The organism is Vibrio sp. SCSIO 43153 (genome assembly GCF_023716625.1).
Classification (GTDB): Bacteria; Pseudomonadota; Gammaproteobacteria; order Enterobacterales; family Vibrionaceae; genus Vibrio; species Vibrio rotiferianus.
This window is the reverse complement of the sequence record NZ_CP071856.1, coordinates 977088-997156: the sequence shown is the minus strand read 5'-3', so window position 1 is coordinate 997156 and position 20069 is coordinate 977088. Positions and strand designations below refer to the sequence as shown.

The following is a 20069-nucleotide window of genomic DNA, read 5'->3' as shown; positions in this document are numbered from 1 at the left end:
ATGATAATGATTATCTTTTTGTATTGGTAAGGTGTAATGATGAGTGAACTAAACCTGAATCAGGCATATCACTCTGATCCTGTCATTCAGATCAGAGAGTTATGTGTGGATTACATCACCGACAACGGCGACTTCAATGCTGTGAAATCGGTGAGCTTTGATATTGGTAAAGGCGAAATATTTGGTCTGGCAGGTGAATCAGGCTGTGGTAAAAGTACCATTGCTTTCTCTATCAACCGTCTGCACAAGCCGCCCGCGTTTATCTCTGGTGGGCAAATTCTATTTGAAGGCAAAGACATCCTTCGCCTACCTGATAATGATCTAAATACGCTACGCTGGAGCGAGATTGCGATGGTGTTCCAAAGTGCCATGAACTCGCTGAATCCGGTACTCACGGTTCAGGAACAATTTGCCGACGTATTACGCCACCACAAAGGATTAACCAACGAGCAAGCCAAAGACCGTGCAGAGAAGCTTCTCGATCTCGTCAATATCCCCCGAAACCGCTTGGGCGAGTATCCACATCAGTTCTCTGGTGGTATGCGTCAGCGATTGGTGATCGCAATAGCCTTATCCCTCAACCCAAGGCTGATCATCATGGATGAGCCTACCACCGCCCTCGATGTAGTGGTACAACGCGAGATTTTGCAGCAAATCTATCAGTTACGTGACGAGTTTGGTTTCTCAGTGCTCTTTATTACCCACGATTTAGCGCTCATGAGCCAATTGTGCGACCGCATTGCCATTATGCGCCACGGCAAGATTGTTGAAGTGAATAGCTCATACGAAATCCGCAATCATCCTCAACACGAATATACCCAAAAGCTTTGGGCTTCGTTCCCGAATATTCACGATGTACATAAACAGCCACATACGGAAGGAGCACCAGCATGAGTAAACCGATCATCCAAATGAAAAACGTGATCAAGGAATTCAAAGTCGGTGGTGGCTTCGCCAAAGAAGAAACCTTCCGTGCGCTTCAGGGCGTTAGCTTTGATCTTTATGCAGGCAAAACCCTCGCGCTGGTGGGCGAATCAGGTTGCGGCAAGAGCACCTGCGCGCGATTAATTACCAAGGTCTATCCAGCCAGCGATGGTGAGATCCTTTTCAATGGCAAAAACATCAACGACATTACTGCTCGTGGTGAGATTCAGGATTACCGCAGTAAGGTTCAAATGGTGTTCCAAGACCCGTTTGGCTCTTTAAACCCAACCCATACTATTCGCCATCACTTAACTCGCCCACTGAAGATTCATAAGCAAGTGAAAAGTGACAAAGAAATCCCAGCCAAACTGCTAGAGCTGTTGGATTTGGTAGAGTTGCCAGAGGAAACGCTGAACAAGTTCCCTCACGAACTCAGCGGTGGCCAGCGTCAACGCGTTAATCTGGCGCGCGCTCTAGCGGTAGGCTCACAACTTATCCTCGCTGATGAACCGACGTCGATGCTGGATGTATCGATTCGTTTAGGCGTACTCAATCTGATGCAACGTATGAAGCAAGAACTGGGGATCGGGTTCCTATACATCACTCACGACCTTGCAACCGCGCATTACATCGCTGAAGAAACGGCTGTGATGTACAAAGGGCAGATCGTCGAATGGGGAGATACCCAAGCGATCTTAAAGAATCCACAGCACCCATACACTAAGTTATTGATCTCTGCGGTACCGGATCCTGATCTGCCATTTGGCAACCTAGTGGAAAGTGAACCAAACTATTCCATAGATGCCGATGAGATCCGCAGTCGCAGCAGCGTTGTGGTCGAAGACTATGATCAAATCGGACCAAATCACTTTGTAAAACAATGGACTGAGGCAGCCTAATGGATTTGATGACCTGGCAAGATCAGATTTCAGATTGGTATGAAAATCGGAAGCATGATCAAGTAGAAAACTTAGAAGCGATCTTATACCAAGCGCCTGTTGCTGTGTTTGGCCCAGAGCTAACTGATGAACAGAGTAAAGCCATCGCCTGTTGGTTAGATGGTGGACTTAGAGTGTTTCAACATGCCAGGCATCAGGACCCATATAAAGCATTTCAAACGTTGCAGTACATTAGTGCAAAGTTAGAGCATACGGCTTGTGATGCAATGACTGATGTTGTGATTAAAGATTGGTGCTTAAAGCGGCTACAGCATGTCACCGTACTGTCGCTAGAGTTTTGCAATCAGCAAAATGAACAAGAGCAAGCCCTCTGGAAGGTAAACTCGGACACGCTAATCAGTGCACATATTAAGGTGATGAGCTATCTTGGTTGGAATGAAATGAAAAGAAAGATGGCTAACTAAGAGGTAAATTGAGCTGAAGTTTAAATGAAAAAAAGCGAGTCTCTTGCGCAAGAGACTCGCTAAGTCAATTCTTATTGAATATGACAATATGGTCCAAAAAGGTCCAAAATAACATGTTAACGTGAGCACGTTAGCGCGTGACTCACATCACAAAATTTAACGCAGCATAATGACAATTTTGTCATAGAAAAGTCATCATTTTGCAAGAAACCAAGTACCACATGAATAATAAAGCTTAAGTTTGCATCAATATTCACGGTAAAAATCTATTTTAGCCAAATACATTCCAGACATTTAGTCAATTATTGCAGTGAAACATCAAGATTAAGCAATATTGCGAACAATAAAAAATCACTTGCATATTCATGCACTTTAACAAAGCTGAGGCAAAAAAAAAGCGAGTCCCCAAAAGGAAACTCGCGAAGTCTATTCAGAATGAATGTAACAATATGAGCCAATCTATTAATCATCAGAAAGGACAAAAGGTTGTCTATTCGAGATAGATATTAGTCACTGAATTGCACTGCAATGTCAGCCCCTTGTAAGAGTTAAGTCTGGATTCTATCAGCGAAAATCATTGTTACATTTAGAATCAATCAGTCATACTTATTGCTCAAATAACACTTTAATGCAGGTAATTAGATTGCCATTTCATCAAGCGCTCTAATTACCATATCATCCACATGGCCTTCAAACACCTGCCTACATACTTTTCGACGAACCGCCAAACCGGCTATCAAGCGTTCAATAGTAAGATGCTTGATATCATTTTGACCATTATACAGCTCAACGGTCTTACTCAATGTCTCGTATGGCAGAGGTGCCTCCCCTACTCGCAGATAATCAAGCTTGTCAATGAACTCAGAACACTCTTCTTTGATTGAGGCATAGGAATGCCCTGTCATCGCCGATAAAGCCGTTATACTGCGTTCTAGGGCCTCTGGAGAGGTATATTTGGATAGAGTAATGGTTATCTCGTCCGCGTTGATCTCGACCAGGTGCTTTTTCTGTTTCACTCGACGGCCCAAATTGCCACGTGGAGAAGGCGCTTTACGTTGAATAGGCTCAAATTCGCCGTCTATGATGCCTGAGAGCTCGTCTAGCTGCTGCCTCGTAACCATCTCATTACGAAGTGGGTTTGGCAGCGTAGGCGCCATGTTGCGCTTTCCTGCGTTGGTGGTCCGGGCGCGAGAGTAGCGTAACACCTCTTCCACATCGCATTTTATATCGATTTGGTAATCCGTGACTTTTCCACTTTGGATCATCGTTTCGATCGTTAAGTGGTATCCCCAAAGATTTACGACGAAAAGATCTTCCGTCCCTTTGCCGTCAGACAGGCGCTTCAACTCACGGATCAGATCCATTGAGAAACGACGCCATTCGATGTTGCGTGCCAGTTTTTGGTTCAACTCACTTAGCAACATGCAATCGGTGTGTTTGCGCACCATGCGGCTACGGAAGAACGAATACAGCTGGAACACCAAGGTGTGCTGTTTCAGAATTTCTGGCGGGAACAAGAAGAAATAATCACGCGTCAGCAGTTCTTCGTAGAACGAAGGTTCCCAGACTAGGATGTACAAGTTTGGCTTAATTCGAATTTCGCCGTCGGCACCTTCAACAGGCGCTTCTTCTGATGCGGTAATGGTTCGGGCAATGAAGCGAAAACGATCACTCTTAAAGCCTTCTGGCATGTTCTCACTTAGCCAGCGACCAGTCAGTTCATGCAATTGAAAATCTGTAAATTCAATACGATCAATACTGTCGCGGATTGAATCCCGAGCGGGGCCGCTGTCTTTCTTGCCACGTAAAGATAGGATATCAGTGATGTACAACGGGGTTTTATTCGGCACATGCGCCGCATCCATGTGGTACTGATCTTTGTGATGATCATGGTATTGCACGGTCAGTGTAAACAGAGCAAACAGCGTCATCAGGTCGTCCACTGTCATGATGTTTTTCGACGATCGTGTTTCAATCACAGCTTTGGTGCCAGAGATCGACACCATCGATTTCTGGTAGCTCTTACGAGTGCGCGGTGGCGCTAAAGCTTGGTCGATGATCCCTGCCCAGTTAGTTGGTGAAACGACAAATTGATCCGCTTCGTCCTTCATCATCGGTGGGGTATTCAGACCATGTTCATTCAACAAGCGCTTGTTCACTTGGGTTTGTGCCAAGGCCTTAGAACGCTTTTGCTTTTCGCTCTGACGAACTTTTTCTGTGACTAAGCTGGTGGCTCCTAAGGCTGAGATTAGCTGGTTAGGGTTAACGAACTTGTGCAACATGGTTTTACCAGCAAGGCCTTCTTCAAAGCGCACTGGTGTTTGAGTAAACAAACCAATACCTACAGCAGCACGTAAGCGTTGTTGTAATGCGGCTCTGGTTAGTTGACCGTCGGTTGCAGCCACAATTTCTGTTGTGGAGACCAAACCGTCTTTGCTGCTGAACCCTCGTAAGGAGATCAGATTAAGCAACTCTAAGATGCTCTTAGTCACCCCTTTGAAGTGTTGGTATTGTTCTACCCAATCTGCAGAAGATTCGTGTACCTCAAAAAGGTGCCCATCCTTATGGCTTCTTGGCGCTTTAATCAGAATTTTTTCATCAGCCATCATTTTAGATCCAGATCACACTAGCCGTAGTTTTGCTATGGTTCCGAAGAATAAAGAAAAACAGATCATAAATAAAGAAAAAATCTTTGTTTTTTAAATAACTGATCTTTTTGATTAATCTGATCTTAATTGATTATATGATCTAATGATCTGGAGATTTTTGACGGCGTAAGTTCATGTTTTAAATGGATATTTAAAAGCGGCGATTCGGAACAATGATCATGATTATTCCGAAACGATGATCAACAAAAGCCAGAAAGCATGATCACAAAGCGCCGTAAGCATGATCATTAAATTTCTGAAAAGATGATCAAAAAGGTCGTGAAACGATGATCATCATCTTTCTACAACTTATCCACAGAAGATCGAGTCAGTCCAAGAGAACTCTATAGCAACGATCGCTTGTGTGGACTCATTTTGTCTCCGGATCGATGATCAAGAGAGAGGCATTTCATCGTTCTGTTCTCAATATTGACCATGAAATGTTCAATTGGTGAAAACTTGGCTTTTTCATTTGAATGTTGTCACCTGAAAAGGTTTGGTAAGGGTTCGTCGAAAGCATGATCATGATGGTCTTTGCTATATTTTGTATGATGCTTGATTTCATCGTTCCGCGTTTTACGTCTTTATTTTGTTGCCATCCCCCAGTCTATCTGCATTCTGCCGTAAATTGACCGTGAAAAGTCATGCTTCCGAGGTTAAAACGCACTTGATCATTTTTCCGGTAATTTGATCGCAATGAAAAATTGATATGTCGCGCGCAAGGACACATAAGTTCCTTGATCATGCTTTCGGATTTTCTGTTCTTACTGGAAGTATGATCATGAAGAGCCCTTGATCATACTTCCGTTTAATATTGCCCTTTACATACTTAAACGTACTGGACGCATGATCAAGGCGGTTCTTTTTGTGTTTTTATATAAAAACGCTGAATCATCATCAAATACTAGATTCATCTCGCACTATCCGTAATTTAGTACCTTTTTATAATCGTTCCGGTAAAACGTTATATTTACATTGTAAATAAGTGACGTCGTAACACTTTAAAACCATACAAGTATCAATCGCTTTATTCGCTAATATTCGATTAATTCTTGTTATATTTTTATGATGAAATCATAAAACAGTCGTTTGTTAGTGTTTTATGTGTGATGATTGTTCAAAATGCCTGTGCACCTTTTTGTTGTTTTTGGATTGCAGTGCTGTACAATAAAATGCAGATATCCTTCCAACGGAATTTGGCATGAAAAGAGAAACAACAATTGAAAATCTCCAAGAGCTAGCAGAACTTACACAACAAGTTCAAGCTGACCGTATTGAGATTGTTTTGGAAGAGCGTAGTGACAACTACTTCCCACCAATGTCTAAGGCAATGATGGAAACCCGCTCAGGTTTGACTCGCCGTAAGCTGGATGATGCTATCGGTAAGATGGAAGCGGAAGGTCATCAATTTACAAAGAATAATGCCAACCATTATTCAATTACGCTTGAAGAAGCACACATGCTAATGGATGCGGCAGAAGTGCCAAAATTCCACGAACGCAAAAAGAATTCTGAGAATAAACCCTGGATCATCAACGTACAAAACCAAAAGGGTGGTACGGGTAAATCGATGACAGCGGTTCACTTAGCGGCATGTCTGGCACTAAACCTAGATAAACGCTACCGTATTTGTTTGATTGACCTTGACCCTCAAGGCTCTCTGCGTCTGTTCTTGAACCCACAAATCAGTGTGGCTGAGCACGACAACATCTACTCAGCGGTTGATATCATGCTTGGCAACGTGCCTGACGGTGTTGAAATCGATCGTGAATTCCTACATAAGAACGTGCTGTTGCCGACGCAATACCCGAACTTGAAGTCAATTTCTGCGTTCCCAGAAGATGCAATGTTCAACGCTGAAGCGTGGCAGACTCTGTCTGAAGACCCATCACTAGACATCGTTCGTCTTTTGAAAGAGCAATTGATTGATAAAATCGCGAATGATTTCGACGTGATTATGATTGATACAGGTCCACACGTTGACCCGCTGGTTTGGAATGCAATGTTTGCTTCAAACGCGCTATTGATTCCTTGTGCAGCTAAGCGTCTTGATTGGGCTTCAACAGTAAACTTCTTCCAACACCTACCTACGGTTTACGAGATGTTCCCTGAAGATTGGAATGGTCTCGAGTTTGTCCGCCTGATGCCAACCATGTTTGAAGACGACAATAAGAAGCAAGTTTCTGTTCTAACTGAAATGAACTATCTTTTGGGTGACCAAGTTATGATGGCAACCATTCCTCGTAGTCGAGCATTCGAAACCTGTGCTGACACCTACAGCACTGTGTTTGACTTGACCGTAGGCGACTTCGAAGGTGGTAAGAAAACACTCGCAACGGCACAAGATGCGGTTCATAAGAGTGCATTAGAACTAGAGCGCGTACTGCACTCTAACTGGCCGTCATTAAATCAGGGGTAATGAATAAATGGCATTGAAAACGTCTGAATTAAACGCGAAATTATTTGGTAAAACCAATAAGCGTCGTGTTGCGACACCTCAAGAGGCGCAAACGGCGGCAAAAGATAAAGCACAAACGATCGAACTTGCTGTTGCGGGTGAGAACACAGTTCAGTTTGAATTGGTTCGTATCCCAGCAGATAAAGTTGCAGCAGATACCACGGTATTTGCAGATAACGCACGTGAGCAGTCCTTCTTAAACGAACATGCGTTGTCGGATGTTTTGGTCACATTGAAAGAGCGTGGCCAGCAGTATCCCGCGGTTGGTCGTCGTACTCAAGAAGGAAAGATTGAAGTTCTTGATGGTAGCCGTCGACGTATGTCTTGTATCTTGGCTGAACAAGACTTCTTGGTTTACGTTGCTGATGGTATCAACACCGATCATGCTAAGTTCCTTTCTGATGTAGCGAACGCGCACAAACCTCTGTCTCTCTACGAAAAAGGTAAAGAGATGCAGGCGAAGCTCGAAAGCGGTGAAGCAGAAGACCAGAAAGCGCTAGCTAAAATGTTCCAGTGTAGTGAAGCCTTAGTGAGCGGTGCATTAAAAGCGGCTGCTCTGCCTCTAGAACTATTGCAAGCTTACCCAAATGTAGGTGACTTAGGTCGACCAACTATCGTGAAACTGCATAAGCAATTTTCGTCATTGACGGGTGAACAGCAGCAAAATCTATTGGAAAAGTGCCGCACGTCCGAAGGCTACTTGTGGCAGCGAAGCACGGCTCAAGGCGTGGCTCGCTTAACTAAAGACGTGACAGAAAGCATTGAAAGTTGGATTGTAGAATTAGCACCTGCGAAGCCGACTAAGAAAGCTGAAAAAGTCGACCTTGTTAAAGGTCGTGCAAGCTACAGCCGCAAAGGTAACAACCTTGCTCTTAACTTGAAGAAAGTTGACGACAGCTTGATGGACGAGATTCTAGCTTTCGTTGAGAGCAAAATGAAGTAAATCTCTTCTTCTTTGAAACCGCCTTCGGGCGGTTTTTTTATGTCTGTAATTGGGCAAAGTCTCCATGCATCGAGATGTGATAACATGGCGTCAGTTTAATGCTCGGATATACCTAATGCTCGCTCAATCTGAATTCCTTTCTCAACTTCAAACTCAATCTCATGATACGTTTCAACGTCGTGGCGTGGTTATCTATGGTGAACCCGAATGGCAAGATGCGCTAATTGCTGACTTTTACAAACATCAATCGAATCAGACCTGGTTCTGTGTCGGTGATTGCTCTCTTGAAGGGGCTTTTTGTGTCTCTGGCAAACAAGGCAATATGCTGCTTGGTCGTGAGTGCGATGTTTTATTGTTTGATGCGAGAAGCGGAGTTGATGCCAACAGTTTTACCGCTGCTCTTGGTGCTTTGGTTGGCGGTGGATTGCTGCTTGTTATCGCCAATAAACCAGAGCATCCAAGCGAAGCTGATTTGTGGATGCAAATGCATTGGCAAAAACTAACTGTGATAGACCAGAGCCTTCCGTTGCCGAAGTTATCGAGTGTGCAATCTGGTGCGAAGGAAAACCAGTTCGAGCAACAAATAGAAGCGGTAGCTTTGGTTGAGAAAGTTGTAACTGGACATCGCAAGCGTCCATTGGTGCTGACTGCTGACCGTGGTCGAGGTAAAACCAGCGCTTTAGGTATTGCTTGCGCGGAATTACTTGAACGAAAGCCAATGCGTATTTTGGTTACTGCGCCAAACATTAAAGCAGTTGAATCTGTTTATCAGCATGCTTTGCGATTGCTTTCAACCGCACAACGAGTTAAGAAAGACCGCTTGGAAGCAGGGCAAGGGTACATCCAATTTATTGCCCCCGACGAGTTACTTTCTTCTTTACCAGATTGTGATTTACTGCTGGTCGATGAAGCCGCAGCGATCCCTGTGCCAATGCTCAAGCAAATCACGGAACATTATCATCGTTTGGTCTTTTCGAGCACGATACATGGCTATGAAGGGTGTGGTCGAGGGTTTACGCTTAAGTTTGTTGAATGGTTGAAAGAACAAAGACCGGGAATGAAGAGTCACCATCTTCAACAGCCTATCCGTTGGAGCGCCAATGACAAACTAGAGACATGGTTATATGAGGCGTTTCTTTTGAACGCTGAGCTTGAACCGATTAATGTGGCTGAGATTGGCGAGATTACATTGGTCAATCTCCGTAAGTCAGAATTGATTTCTAATCCTTCCGTGTTGAATACATGCTTCGCGCTATTGGTTAATGCGCACTATCAAACTTCTCCTAGCGATTTACTGCATCTATTGCAAGATGAATGTAGCCAAATTTACGTTGCTCTACATGACAGTGATGTGGTCGGTGTGATGATGACAGTGGAAGAGGGCAATCTTGATGAGAACATAGTTAAAGAGATTCAACTTGGTAGACGCCGTCCCAAAGGGCATTTGGCTCCAGTTAGCATTATTAATCAACTCGGGTATCCAGAAGTTGGGGCGCTTTCTACCCTTCGTGTGATGAGAATTGCTGTTCATCCCGAGTTTCAAGGACAAGGTATTGGCCAGCAGATGCTGGCAAAACTGGAAGAGGATGCTCCATCTCATATCTCTTATCTTTCCACCAGCTTTGGAGCGACGTCTGAGTTGATTCGGTTCTGGCAACGTTCTGGTTTTGACGCCATTCGCCTCGGAACTATGCGTGATGCTGCAAGTGGTTGCTATTCACTTTTGATGATTCGTCAGTGCAGTCCCCAACCTTATCAAGGCTGGATTGAGGAGGCCAAGGCTCTATTCGAAGAACTTATTTCGTTGAGCGCTTCTTCAATTTATCCTCGATTAGAACCTTCTTTAATCCGTAGTTTGTTTTTTCTGCCAATGGAAGTATCTCCATTGAATCAAACAAAGCTATCTCTGATCGAGCATTATGCTTGCGGAGGAAATAGTTTTGAATCTGTCTCTGTATGGCTTCAACAATGGCTTTGGCAAAATGGCCTCGGTGAAGCGTCTGATTTGATGATCAGTAAGCTGCTGTTAAATCAAGACTGGAGTCAGTGTGCAAGACAATACGGGCTATTGGGACGAAAACAAGTAGAGTCGACACTTCGTTCTGAGCTACAAGTTTTGCTGGCAAAATTTACACTGTAAACGGTATTTGAGTACTCCACCGCTGACGACTAGCCACGTTGATTTTACACTGTAAATCCAAACAAACTACTTAGGGTTCCTACTATCGCGATGGCCCCAAAAATTCGCCGTTTATACAGAGCCAAATTTACAGTGTAAACGACCGAAAGGACTAATCGAACGGTCAAAACGGTACGCAAGTCTATGCTATTAGACTTCGCTCGTAAGTCGCTTTGCAAGTAATGTTCAAAGGGAAGGGGAGTGGGCTGTAGACTCGTTCGATGCCGAATTAGAAGCTTAGGCGCCTATGGCTATCATCTTTTAAATACATAGGCGAAGTGCATTACGCTCAGCTCTGAACTTAAAAACAAGTCATCTTCATACCCCAACTCAAAATAGATTAAAACTTTCCACAATTGATCATTACATGTATCTTCCGGCTATGAGGTCCAAGCACCAGATTGGAATGTCACCGCTACGATAAACCTTGATGAACTGAACTGCTATGCAGACTGATTTTCTCCACTCTTTGGTTAGACTCGGCAATGAAAGTCAGCATTTGAGCTATAACCGAAAGAACCTCCTATCAACTTATTACAGCCAGTTTAAGTAAACTTAAAACCAAAAGTTTTCGCAACGGGAACACTGTTAAGCTCAATAAGAGATAATGTAAAAGAGCAACGATGCAAAGGTATTGGAAAAATCGTAAAGAGATTTACAGTGTAAAACGCAGTTCATAATAGTTTGCTGGCCTTAATACACGCTTACAAATCAGTGTTCACTCCTTTAGTGATGTGAGCCCGATTCTTGATGTTGAGAGTTTTGTTCCAAAAACGATTTTAGATAGACTGAAGCAGTAAATGTTTAGCTGGTGTGGCTGATATGTGGAAGCTCTGTCTTAAATGGTCTGAAGACCAAAAGAAGATTATTGCTCACATTCCCGGGGATGTAGATCTGGGTGGTGAGCTAAATCAAAAGGAATTGCCTGAGCAACTTGCTGAGATGGATGCAAGCAAGTTGTTTGTCGATGAAGCCGAAGTTGTGCGCTTTATTAATTGTGCTAGGGAGAGAAAAGCTGAAGCTTATGATGGCATCATCATTGCTGAATTACGTAATGCTGAAGTCTCGGTTGAACTTAGCAACAATGACATGCTAGCGAGCATGTGTGTTGTAGGCGCACATGGAGGTCGCGGCTTGCGTGGTCCCGAGATAGTGCAAGCGTTGGCAAATGCTAAGGTATCTAAAGGCATCAATAAATTGGCGCTAAAGAAAGTCATGGTAGTCAGCACGCAACTCAAGCCAGGGGAAACTTTTGTCCAACCTGTTGCGGTTGGTAAGCAGCCCATAAAAGGCAAAGACGCCATATTTACGCCGTTAGTTAAAGATATCTCTAAGCGTGTACTCAAGCCCAAGCAAGCTAATTCAGACAGCGATAAGATTGATTTAAAAAATCTGGGTGAAACCATTACGGTTGATGCGGGTGATGAGGTTATGCGTCGGACTCCTGCAACGAAAGGGACGCCAGGATTTACTGTTCAAGGGAAAATCATCCCCCCACAGGCAGGTAAGGATAGCCCAATCAAGCCAGGTAAAGGCACTGAAATAGCAAAACATGATCCTAACTTGTTGCTGGCAACGGTCTCCGGCATGCCAATGATCAAAGAAAAAACCATCGAGGTAGACAATGCATTGTGTCTTAATGGCGTTGGCGTTAATACTGGGCACGTGAAGTTTAAAGGAAATGTGTTTATTTCTGGTGATATTGAGTCTGGTATGATCGTAAAAGCGACAGGCTCTGTCACCGTCGGTGGGTTTATCGAGTCGGCAGATGTGCAAGCACAAGGTGACATTGAAGTAGGTAAAGGCATTATTGGTCATACCGTGCCCGATGGTGAACCCAAGAGTTGCCATGTCAAAAGCAAGGGGTCGATCAAGGCTAACTACGCTCAGTTTAGTGAACTTCAATCTGGCCAAGATATTGAGCTTGCCGTACACAGCATGAATAATGATATTAAATGCGGCCATAATCTCACCGTCTTTGATGCTTCTGGGCGCAATGGAACCTTAAGTGGTGGGGTTGCAAAAGTAGGCGACAAGGTAAAATGTTTGCAGCTTGGTGTAGAAGGGGATACGGCTACAAAAGTGGAAGCCTTTGCTCGCTACACGGCATACAAAGAAAAAATCAGCGCGTTAAAAGAGGAATACAAACTCGCTCAAGAAGGTACGATGGAAGTTATTCGTAAAGAACTTGAATTTAAGAAGCGCCCAAAAGCGGAACGAACGGATGAGGAGCAAGCTCAAATTGATGATCTAAAAGAACGCAATAATAAGCATCTTGAAGACGTCAAATCTAAACTCAATACGTTAGAAACTGATTTCGAAGTTCTGCTAGAAGAAAATGTTGTAGAAGCCACTGAGCGAGTTTTTACGCGCGTAACGGTTCAGTTTGGTGATGAGCAAGTGATCACGAAGCGCACACATGGAGGCTGCGTTTTTAGCTTCAATCAGTATGAGATCAAAGTTGCAGCCAACCTAGAAGAGGAAGACGTCGCAGTATAAATTGTCGTCGCTCATTCAGCTTTAGGATTAGAGTAAAAAACACTTAGCCCAGTTCAGAACTGGGCTATTTTATATCGTATACCCAGGTGCGATTTAAACGTCTCGCGGGCTTAAATAAAAAATCGGCAGAAAAGCAAGCAAACCAAGGCCCTTATTATTTGCAAAGGGAACCCTTTGGAAGCGTGTCATTACTCCGATTACGGTTTCAAATAACTTGGTAAGAGCTCGCTACAGCACAGTGTTGTTTTACTTGAACTTGAGCCAGTGGCTACACTCTGAATACTGCATCTGAAAGCTACTTGGGTTTAGCTGCCGACTTCTCTAACGTGACTGTATATGCTCAGCGTAGTAGTTAGCGAGCTTTTCTATATCACCGCTGCACATAATTTTCATCGCTTGTTTGATGTTCTCTAAAGGCCAGTCCCACCATTTTATTTCGAGTAGTGATCCCATTGCACCCTCATCAAACCTTTTTCGGACGACATGGTTGTTTGCAACCACAATCGAATAAGGTGCCACATCTTTTGTGATGACAGCTCGTGCACCAATGACCGCACCATCACCGACAGTTACTCCTGGCATTATCATTGCCTCTGTGCCAATCCAGACATCGTTGCCAATAACGGTATCGCCGGCACGCTCAAAGCCGCTTTGTGCCCCATCGCCAAACTCTTCTGGGGAAAAGGGAAACGTGGAAATCCAATCAATACGATGCCCCTGATTACCCGCCATCATAAAAGTCGCGCCAGAGGCAATTGAACAAAATTTGCCAATGATCAGTTTATCGACTTCTCCATATGCGCCGTTTTGCCACTCTTGTTGCGTCACGCTGTCGCCCATCAAATAACGAACAGCCTGATCTTCGAAGGTTTTCCCGTGATAAAACCCCGAATAGTAGCTGTAATCCCCAACTTCGATATTTGGATTCGTTACGTGATCTTTTATGACTTGGCCAGTTAACCAAGTTTCAAAAGCGTTCATCTGTATTCTCCATGCAAAAATTTAAGTTGTGCGAAGTGTAGAGCCTTTCTATTATTTCCAGTAGATTGATTTTAGAGATTCATAATTACCATATGGAAATAAACTGGCTCAGTTACGTGCCGACTTACATTGCATTGTGTGAAGAGAAAAGTATTGCTGGTGCTGCTAAAAAGCTGCGCTGTTCCAATGCACATGTTAGTCGTCAACTCAGACAGTTGGAGGCAATACTCTCTGTTCAGCTTATCCAACGTACCACGCGACAATTTAACCTTACTTACGATGGGCAGCGTTTCTATCACCAAGTCAAAGGCTTAATGGAAAACGTGGAACAGATTAATGAACAAGTGATGGAAAGCGATAAGGTTGCTGGGCATTTACGTATTGCTGCTTCTGCCTCATTTGGTGCCGAGTTACTAAACCCTTCATTAATCGCATTTCGTCAGCGATTCCCCGACGTAACGTTTGAGGTGATTTTCACTGAAACACCGCTCGATTTGATTGAGTCTGGATTTGATCTTGCGTTCTTTTTTACCGATTCTCCCCCTGAAAGGTATGTCGGACATCACCTGCGCTCTTTACACTGTAAACCATTCGCGAGCAAAGCGTATTTGGCGACAAAACCATCGCCAAACACGCCAGAAGATTTGCATCTTTTAGAACACATTACCTATCGCAATGCTGAATTGAATTTGGATACATGGCACTTTCATCACCAGCAAACTCAACAAGACATCAAGGTCACGTTATCCAGCGTGTTGTGTTTTAATCTTGTCCAGTCGATGCTTGATGCGACAGTAGCTGGTTGCGGTGTTGCGATGCTGGATGAGTTTGCACTGGAAAAACTGAGTCCCCAAGAGCGAGCGCAACTTGTCAATTTACTCCCCGATTGGTACACAAACGCGATACTTCCGCTATATCTGCTATACCCTAAACGTGAACATCTACCGAAACGGACACGAGCATTTATTGAGTTTTTCAAAAACAACAGATGATTTGGTAGTTTTATTCAATAACAATCTGTTGTGGTAACAATGGCCTTGTGAACGCTGGTTCTTATGTTCCAACTATCGTTGAAGACAGTGCATCAATCGGTTATCTAGGCGCGCATGTAGAGGCTTCGCAAGCAAACCTTATGGTTGGCTATGAAAGCATGAGCGGTTGGCGTATTTTGGGTGGTTTAGCTGCTACTGATACGGAAGCGACCGTGTACAACGCATACACATCAGTCAGTGACTCAGATTCTTCGACAGGTTTCGCTGTGCAAGGTGGTTACGTGTTCCAAAATGGAATTACGTTGGATGCTCAAATTTCAGTTGTAGATTTTGCAGGTATCGATGCAACAACTTCTAGTCTTCTAGTCTTCTAGTCTTCTAGTTGGCTACAAGTTCTAATTCTTATTGGGGACATGAATTTTGTGTCCCCTGTGACTTTTCTGTTATTCGCATGCAACAGCAAACCGACTTCTTAATGGGAATTAAAGGTCTGGTTGGTGCCGCGCATAGTTTTCATCGCTTGTTTGATGCTCTCTAAAGGCAGCCGTATTGGTGTTAGATACTTACCAACGCTTATTGAACTGTTTTTTAAAGTAATGAAACCAAACTAAGACCATTAGAAAAGTGTTAAAAATCAGTTGTTCAGTAGATTTTTTCTACCATGAATATTAAATCAGGCTCTCATTTCTCTTATAAAACATAGAATTGGAGGTGCGCAGCTATTTGCGCTTTAGTATCGTCATAAGACCGAATCAATTTGCGTGATTTATGAGAGGTTGGCGAGCATGTACAAAGTGGATGACTTTCGTATAGAGCGGGATCAGTTTTATGTGAAGAATGACGTCTATCCTCTATCACGAGTCCACGATATTGAAATTAAATGTCTGAGCATAAGAGAAAAGCTTTTTAAGACATTGTGTTGGATGTCTATCGCTTCCTCATTACTTTGGTTAGCGTGGGATACGAACTATCCCAATTGGTATTATTGGATAGCGCTAGCATCAGTGTTAATGGGTATTGGCTTCGGAGTTTACTTCGGTGCTAAGTACGAGCTCAGGATTGAGTTTGCTCTAAATGATGGTACTGGTTTGCACTGGGTGCCAGTTGCTAAGTGCCACAACGAACAATGTCTCGAACTGTTCGAGCGACAAGTCGCAGAGGTTCAGGCCGCTATTACCAAATATTTAATTACATGAGTCATGGTTTTTTTGCCGAACCTGTAGCGATACTGGATCGGCCAACGCTGCTCTAGACTCGCTATTCTGGATGAGCTAGTCGTTTAACCAGGTGAGCCACGCGGTGTCCTAGATAGCGCGCGGTTGCAGCATCTACTTCATGAAGTTGCCCATCTTCTGCCTTAGATACCACACCAAGCTGTGTTCCGAGGCGATTAATTCCTTTGTCAGCAAAACCATGAGCTGAGTCTAATCCTACCCAAATCATGCCATGTTGGCTTGCCAATGTAAGAAGATACTGCAATGTCGTTGATTGGTCGCCATTCAATGCTCCTCCAGACGTGAACCCTGCGGCTACTTTGCCCGACCATCCCTGCTCACCCCAGTATTCACTGCTAGCATCAGCAAATGCTTTAAACTGCGCAGCTACGCTGCCCATGTAGGTTGGTGAACCGAATATAATGGCATCACATTGTGCAATAGACTGAAAAAGATCAGAGTTTTGGTATCGACCTGTAATGATGTCGGTTCCCAAGATACGGTAGGAAACGACGTTTATACCTTGTGACTCGACACCGGCAGCGACTGCTTGTGCAAGTTGGCCAGTAATATTGGTATTGGTGAAGTAAACAATGGCGATTTTTGGCATACAATCCTTCTCATGTTTTGTCGTTAGGGGCAAGACCCGAGTGTGTTGCTTGAAAAGGATGATAAAACCTCAAGCTAGATTGAGGTCAAGAGGGGCTTTAAAAAATGCGAGGAAACAAAAAGCCGATGTATCACATCGGCTTTGGTAAAGGTTATTTCTGTCTACGGGTATAAATACGAGCAGTAGCTTTTGGCTCTTCAGGTTTAGCTTTTTCTTTTGCCAGCTTTAACACCGCTTTTTGTAGCATCAGGTTGTTTGGGTAAGTGATCAGGTTGCCGTTGTCGTGCTTGATCAACACATGGAACATGCGGATCTCTTGAATCTCACCGCTGATGTCTTCATCTTTGTCTACGACTTTGATGCGATCACCAACGCGGTATGGGAAGACAAAGAAAATAAGAAAACTTGCTGTGATGTTACTGAGAATCGACCACTGTGCGATAAAGGCAACACCTAAGACCGCAAAGATCGATGATAGAAATAGAGAGACATCGCCATACCCAATTCCGGTTACGATAGCGAAGAGTGAGGCAAACAGAAATAAAAATGCGACGTTGAAACAGCGTTGAATAAAGCTCAAGCGTGCTTTGTTTACGCCTTTGGCTTCTGCCAAATTCAGAATCGCGCGGTTGGCAATTTTCTTTAGCAAGCGATAAGCGATCAGAATGATGACGCCCATCAACACTTTATAACCGATAGAGCCGGCAGTGAAATACTGGCCAATTTGCTCTAAGTGCATCCAATGATTCATTTCTTCAACTCGAGAATATTAAGAAGGCGCGTGTTATAGCCGATTTTCGCTCGCAAGTAATTAACTATTTTGAAAGCAGAGAGATAATTCTGTTGGACAAATTTTGACCTGCATCTCAGTTCCAAACGTCGATGGAATTAAGCCTGATCATCGTACTGCTGGCTGCTGCTAAGCTAACTATGTAGCTCACGTGTGTGGTGTAAAGTGGAAGGGATGCGATGGAAGAAGACGAAAGGGCAATCATGGGATTAGTCGCCATTGTTGGTTTTGTTCTCTTGTGGGTGTTTTTAGAAGAGTTCGCTTATTTTGGTTTAACTATGGCAAATAAATAAGCCCCGTCTGATGGGTATCAAACGGGGCTTGCATAAAAAGCCTGTCCTGTTAACTAACGGCTTTTACTTTGCCTTGTTTTAAGTCATTCAGTACTTGTGCTTTTGGACCGTCAGCAATAATGCTGCCTTTCTCCATCACGATAATTCGATCAACCACATCGAGCATCGAAGTTTTGTGAGTTATCAGGATTAAGGTTTCTGCAGGTTTTAATTGCGCCAATTGGTGTTTGATTTGCATTTCGGAGCGGTTATCCATAGCACTCGTTGGCTCATCCATAAGTAGCACTGGTGGGCGACCCAGAAATGCTCGTGCAATAGTGACTGCTTGACGCTGACCACCAGATAGCATCGCCCCACCTTCGCCAACTTGGCGTTCAAGACCCGCTGGATCGGCTTGAGTAAATACCGTCACTCCTGCACGGTTAGCCGCATCCATAACATCTCGGTCATCTGCTAGCGGGCGCCCCAGTGTAATGTTGTCACGAATTGAGCCATAGAACAGATTGCTGTCTTGTGGAACACAACCTATGTTGCGACGTACATCGACGTGGTGGAGTTGCTCCATGTCCGTATCATCAATACGAACATGCCCTTCAGTTGGCTTATAAAGCCCCATGATCAAGCGTTCGAGAGTCGTTTTACCTGAACCAATACGGCCTATGATTGCGACCTTTTCACCTGGGTTGATCGTCAAGCTAAGATCACGGATTGAAGCGACAGGCGCATCTGGGTAATGGAACGTGACACGATCGAGTTCTACCTTACCTTGAATAATTGGTCGGTGAATATAACGTTTACCTTCTTCTTGCTCATCGGGCATTTCCATCACCTGATTGATGATGGTCATCGAAGATTTTGCTTGGTTATAACGAGTCGAGAGTAATGAAAGTTGCACTAGTGGGCCAATCGCTCGGCTACTTAACATGGTTGCAGCAATCAGACCGCCCATCGTCAAATCTCCATTGGCGATGAGATATACGCCTAAGATGATCATCCCCACGTTACTACTTTGCTGAACAAAACCAGCCGCATTTTGGATGCTGTCTGTGATGCGGCGACTCTTGATATTCCAGTTTGCCATGTGCGCGACCGCTTCTTCCCAGCGGTATTGAAACTGACCTTGGGCGCTTAGCAACTTAACGGTTTCTAACCCAGATAGACTTTCAATCAAGTTGGCATATTTTTGTGAAGCAAGACGAGAGCCTTCTTCTATTGAGCGACGTAAAGGGCCTTGAATCAATAGAGAGTGGATGATGAGAATCACGACACCGACAATTGGTACGTAGACCAAATCACCAGCCATAAGCCAAATTATTACCAAGAATAGAATCGCGAATGGTAGGTCAATCAACGCGCTTACTGTTGCAGAGGTAAAAAACTCTCGAATAGATTCGAACTCTTGTAAGTGACGAGCAAAAGCACCCACAGACGGAGGACGCGATTCCATTCGGATTCCCATTACTTTGCTAAACAGCTTAGAGGAGATAAGGATATCGGACTTTTTACCTGCTACATCGATAAAGTAGTTTCGAAGCGTTTTTAAGAGGAAGTCGAACAGGAAGACAACAAAAATACCACTAGCAAGAACCCATAGGGTTTCAAATGCAAGGTTAGGGACCACTTTGTCATATACCAAACGGGTAAACATTGGGGCCGCAATAGCAAAGATATTGATGAGCAAAGAAGCGATGAGAACATCGCGATAGATGCGTTTAGATTGCCACAGTGTCGACCAAAACCAGTGACCTTCTTTGGTTTTTAGTACCTCTGGAGAGCGCTCGTCATACCTAAACTGCTTTTTTACCAGAAAGTAACGACCAGTGTACTGTTCTAATAGCTCTTCTAGTGGGATTGCGATAGGCACCAAGCCACTTTCTAATGTTGTGACTTCGGCTTCTTTTTTTTCTAAGTTAATACTGTTTAAGACGCAGGAATCGCCGCCTTTTAAAAGTAAGATGGCCGGTAAGATAAGGCTGGAGATATTCTCCAGCCCTGCACGGTTCTCTTTTGCGACAAGGCCAGCCCTTTCAGCCGCTCTAGGAAGCAAAAATGGGGTTAGCTTGCCATCGGATAACGGTAAGCCGTTGATCAAGGCCTCTGGCGAGTTTGCTAACCCATAGTATCGGCTAACGTAGATGAGCGAGTTTAATAAAGGGTCTTTCATCCTTAACCTTT

The 20069-nt window shown here is 44.0% G+C and carries 15 protein-coding genes; 10 read left to right on the top strand and 5 right to left on the bottom strand.

Annotated features, from left to right (window positions below):
* Window positions 1-39 precede the first annotated feature (39 nt).
* The 3 genes from J4N37_RS20590 to J4N37_RS20580 are packed head-to-tail and all read left to right on the top strand — an operon-like array spanning window position 40 to window position 2287.
* Window positions 40-894, top strand: a complete 855-nt coding sequence (locus tag J4N37_RS20590; RefSeq protein WP_252043290.1) for an ABC transporter ATP-binding protein — start codon at window positions 40-42, stop codon at window positions 892-894.
* Window positions 891-1823: an ATP-binding cassette domain-containing protein gene (locus J4N37_RS20585; RefSeq protein ID WP_252042153.1), complete on the top strand. Its 933-nt coding sequence runs from the start codon at window positions 891-893 to the stop codon at window positions 1821-1823. The genes J4N37_RS20590 and J4N37_RS20585 overlap by 4 nt, the downstream gene beginning before the upstream one ends.
* Window positions 1823-2287: a transcriptional regulator gene (locus J4N37_RS20580; protein WP_252042152.1), complete on the top strand. Its 465-nt coding sequence runs from the start codon at window positions 1823-1825 to the stop codon at window positions 2285-2287. The genes J4N37_RS20585 and J4N37_RS20580 overlap by 1 nt, the downstream gene beginning before the upstream one ends.
* Window positions 2288-2925: 638 nt before the next feature.
* Here the strand turns inward: J4N37_RS20580 and J4N37_RS20575 are convergent.
* Complete coding sequence (locus tag J4N37_RS20575; RefSeq protein ID WP_252043278.1) at window positions 2926-4896, bottom strand: replication initiator protein RctB domain-containing protein; 1971 nt, start codon at window positions 4894-4896, stop codon at window positions 2926-2928.
* Window positions 4897-6136: 1240 nt separating this feature from the next.
* Here J4N37_RS20575 and J4N37_RS20570 point away from each other — a divergent pair.
* The 4 genes from J4N37_RS20570 to J4N37_RS20555 all read left to right on the top strand — a co-directional run bounded on the left by J4N37_RS20570 (window position 6137) and on the right by J4N37_RS20555 (window position 13014).
* Window positions 6137-7354: an AAA family ATPase gene (locus J4N37_RS20570; protein ID WP_010453700.1), complete on the top strand. Its 1218-nt coding sequence runs from the start codon at window positions 6137-6139 to the stop codon at window positions 7352-7354.
* Window positions 7355-7361: 7 nt separating this feature from the next.
* Window positions 7362-8336, top strand: coding sequence for a ParB/RepB/Spo0J family partition protein (locus J4N37_RS20565; RefSeq protein WP_252043277.1), 975 nt, complete (start codon window positions 7362-7364; stop codon window positions 8334-8336).
* 115 nt (window positions 8337-8451) lie between these two features.
* A complete protein-coding gene (locus tag J4N37_RS20560) occupies window positions 8452-10476 on the top strand; it encodes a GNAT family N-acetyltransferase (protein WP_252043276.1) in 2025 nt (674 codons plus the stop codon).
* A gap of 861 nt (window positions 10477-11337) precedes the next feature.
* On the top strand, window positions 11338-13014 hold the full coding sequence (locus tag J4N37_RS20555; protein WP_252043275.1) for a flagellar assembly protein A: 1677 nt from the start codon (window positions 11338-11340) through the stop codon (window positions 13012-13014).
* Window positions 13015-13335: 321 nt separating this feature from the next.
* Here J4N37_RS20555 and J4N37_RS20550 read toward each other — a convergent pair whose 3' ends face one another.
* A complete protein-coding gene (locus J4N37_RS20550; RefSeq protein WP_252043273.1) occupies window positions 13336-13995 on the bottom strand; it encodes a CatB-related O-acetyltransferase in 660 nt (219 codons plus the stop codon).
* 92 nt (window positions 13996-14087) lie between these two features.
* On the opposite strand from J4N37_RS20550, the gene J4N37_RS20545 reads away from it, so the two are divergent.
* The 3 genes from J4N37_RS20545 to J4N37_RS20535 all read left to right on the top strand — a co-directional run bounded on the left by J4N37_RS20545 (window position 14088) and on the right by J4N37_RS20535 (window position 16183).
* Entirely contained in the window at window positions 14088-14987 is a 900-nt protein-coding gene (locus J4N37_RS20545) for a LysR family transcriptional regulator (protein ID WP_252043272.1), read from the top strand.
* 47 nt (window positions 14988-15034) lie between these two features.
* On the top strand, window positions 15035-15361 hold the full coding sequence (locus J4N37_RS20540) for a hypothetical protein (protein ID WP_252043271.1): 327 nt from the start codon (window positions 15035-15037) through the stop codon (window positions 15359-15361).
* A 549-nt stretch (window positions 15362-15910) separates the two neighbouring features.
* A complete protein-coding gene (locus J4N37_RS20535) occupies window positions 15911-16183 on the top strand; it encodes a hypothetical protein (protein WP_128826962.1) in 273 nt (90 codons plus the stop codon).
* A 61-nt stretch (window positions 16184-16244) separates the two neighbouring features.
* Here the strand turns inward: J4N37_RS20535 and J4N37_RS20530 are convergent, their stop codons facing one another.
* The 3 genes from J4N37_RS20530 to J4N37_RS20520 all read right to left on the bottom strand — a co-directional run bounded on the left by J4N37_RS20530 (window position 16245) and on the right by J4N37_RS20520 (window position 20058).
* On the bottom strand, window positions 16245-16811 hold the full coding sequence (locus tag J4N37_RS20530; protein WP_045385776.1) for a flavodoxin family protein: 567 nt from the start codon (window positions 16809-16811) through the stop codon (window positions 16245-16247).
* A gap of 151 nt (window positions 16812-16962) precedes the next feature.
* The gene (locus tag J4N37_RS20525; protein WP_010453717.1) at window positions 16963-17550 is read right to left on the bottom strand and encodes a mechanosensitive ion channel family protein; all 588 of its coding nucleotides are present in this window, start codon (window positions 17548-17550) and stop codon (window positions 16963-16965) included.
* 393 nt (window positions 17551-17943) lie between these two features.
* Window positions 17944-20058 carry a type I secretion system permease/ATPase gene (locus J4N37_RS20520; protein WP_010453721.1) on the bottom strand — a complete coding sequence of 705 codons (2115 nt, stop codon included), beginning with the start codon at window positions 20056-20058 and terminating at the stop codon, window positions 17944-17946.
* Between the last annotated feature and the right edge of the window lie 11 nt (window positions 20059-20069).

Coding starts and splice junctions, on each gene's coding strand:
- J4N37_RS20575 (WP_252043278.1), bottom strand. CDS start 4,896: ATGATGGCTGATGAAAAAATTCTGATTAAAGCGCCAAGAAGCCATAAG.
- J4N37_RS20550 (WP_252043273.1), bottom strand. CDS start 13,995: ATGAACGCTTTTGAAACTTGGTTAACTGGCCAAGTCATAAAAGATCAC.
- J4N37_RS20545 (WP_252043272.1), top strand. CDS start 14,088: ATGGAAATAAACTGGCTCAGTTACGTGCCGACTTACATTGCATTGTGT.
- J4N37_RS20590 (WP_252043290.1), top strand. CDS start 40: ATGAGTGAACTAAACCTGAATCAGGCATATCACTCTGATCCTGTCATT.
- J4N37_RS20565 (WP_252043277.1), top strand. CDS start 7,362: ATGGCATTGAAAACGTCTGAATTAAACGCGAAATTATTTGGTAAAACC.
- J4N37_RS20520 (WP_010453721.1), bottom strand. CDS start 20,058: ATGAAAGACCCTTTATTAAACTCGCTCATCTACGTTAGCCGATACTAT.
- J4N37_RS20580 (WP_252042152.1), top strand. CDS start 1,823: ATGGATTTGATGACCTGGCAAGATCAGATTTCAGATTGGTATGAAAAT.
- J4N37_RS20570 (WP_010453700.1), top strand. CDS start 6,137: ATGAAAAGAGAAACAACAATTGAAAATCTCCAAGAGCTAGCAGAACTT.
- J4N37_RS20585 (WP_252042153.1), top strand. CDS start 891: ATGAGTAAACCGATCATCCAAATGAAAAACGTGATCAAGGAATTCAAA.
- J4N37_RS20555 (WP_252043275.1), top strand. CDS start 11,338: ATGTGGAAGCTCTGTCTTAAATGGTCTGAAGACCAAAAGAAGATTATT.
- J4N37_RS20530 (WP_045385776.1), bottom strand. CDS start 16,811: ATGCCAAAAATCGCCATTGTTTACTTCACCAATACCAATATTACTGGC.
- J4N37_RS20525 (WP_010453717.1), bottom strand. CDS start 17,550: ATGCACTTAGAGCAAATTGGCCAGTATTTCACTGCCGGCTCTATCGGT.
- J4N37_RS20535 (WP_128826962.1), top strand. CDS start 15,911: ATGTCTATCGCTTCCTCATTACTTTGGTTAGCGTGGGATACGAACTAT.
- J4N37_RS20560 (WP_252043276.1), top strand. CDS start 8,452: ATGCTCGCTCAATCTGAATTCCTTTCTCAACTTCAAACTCAATCTCAT.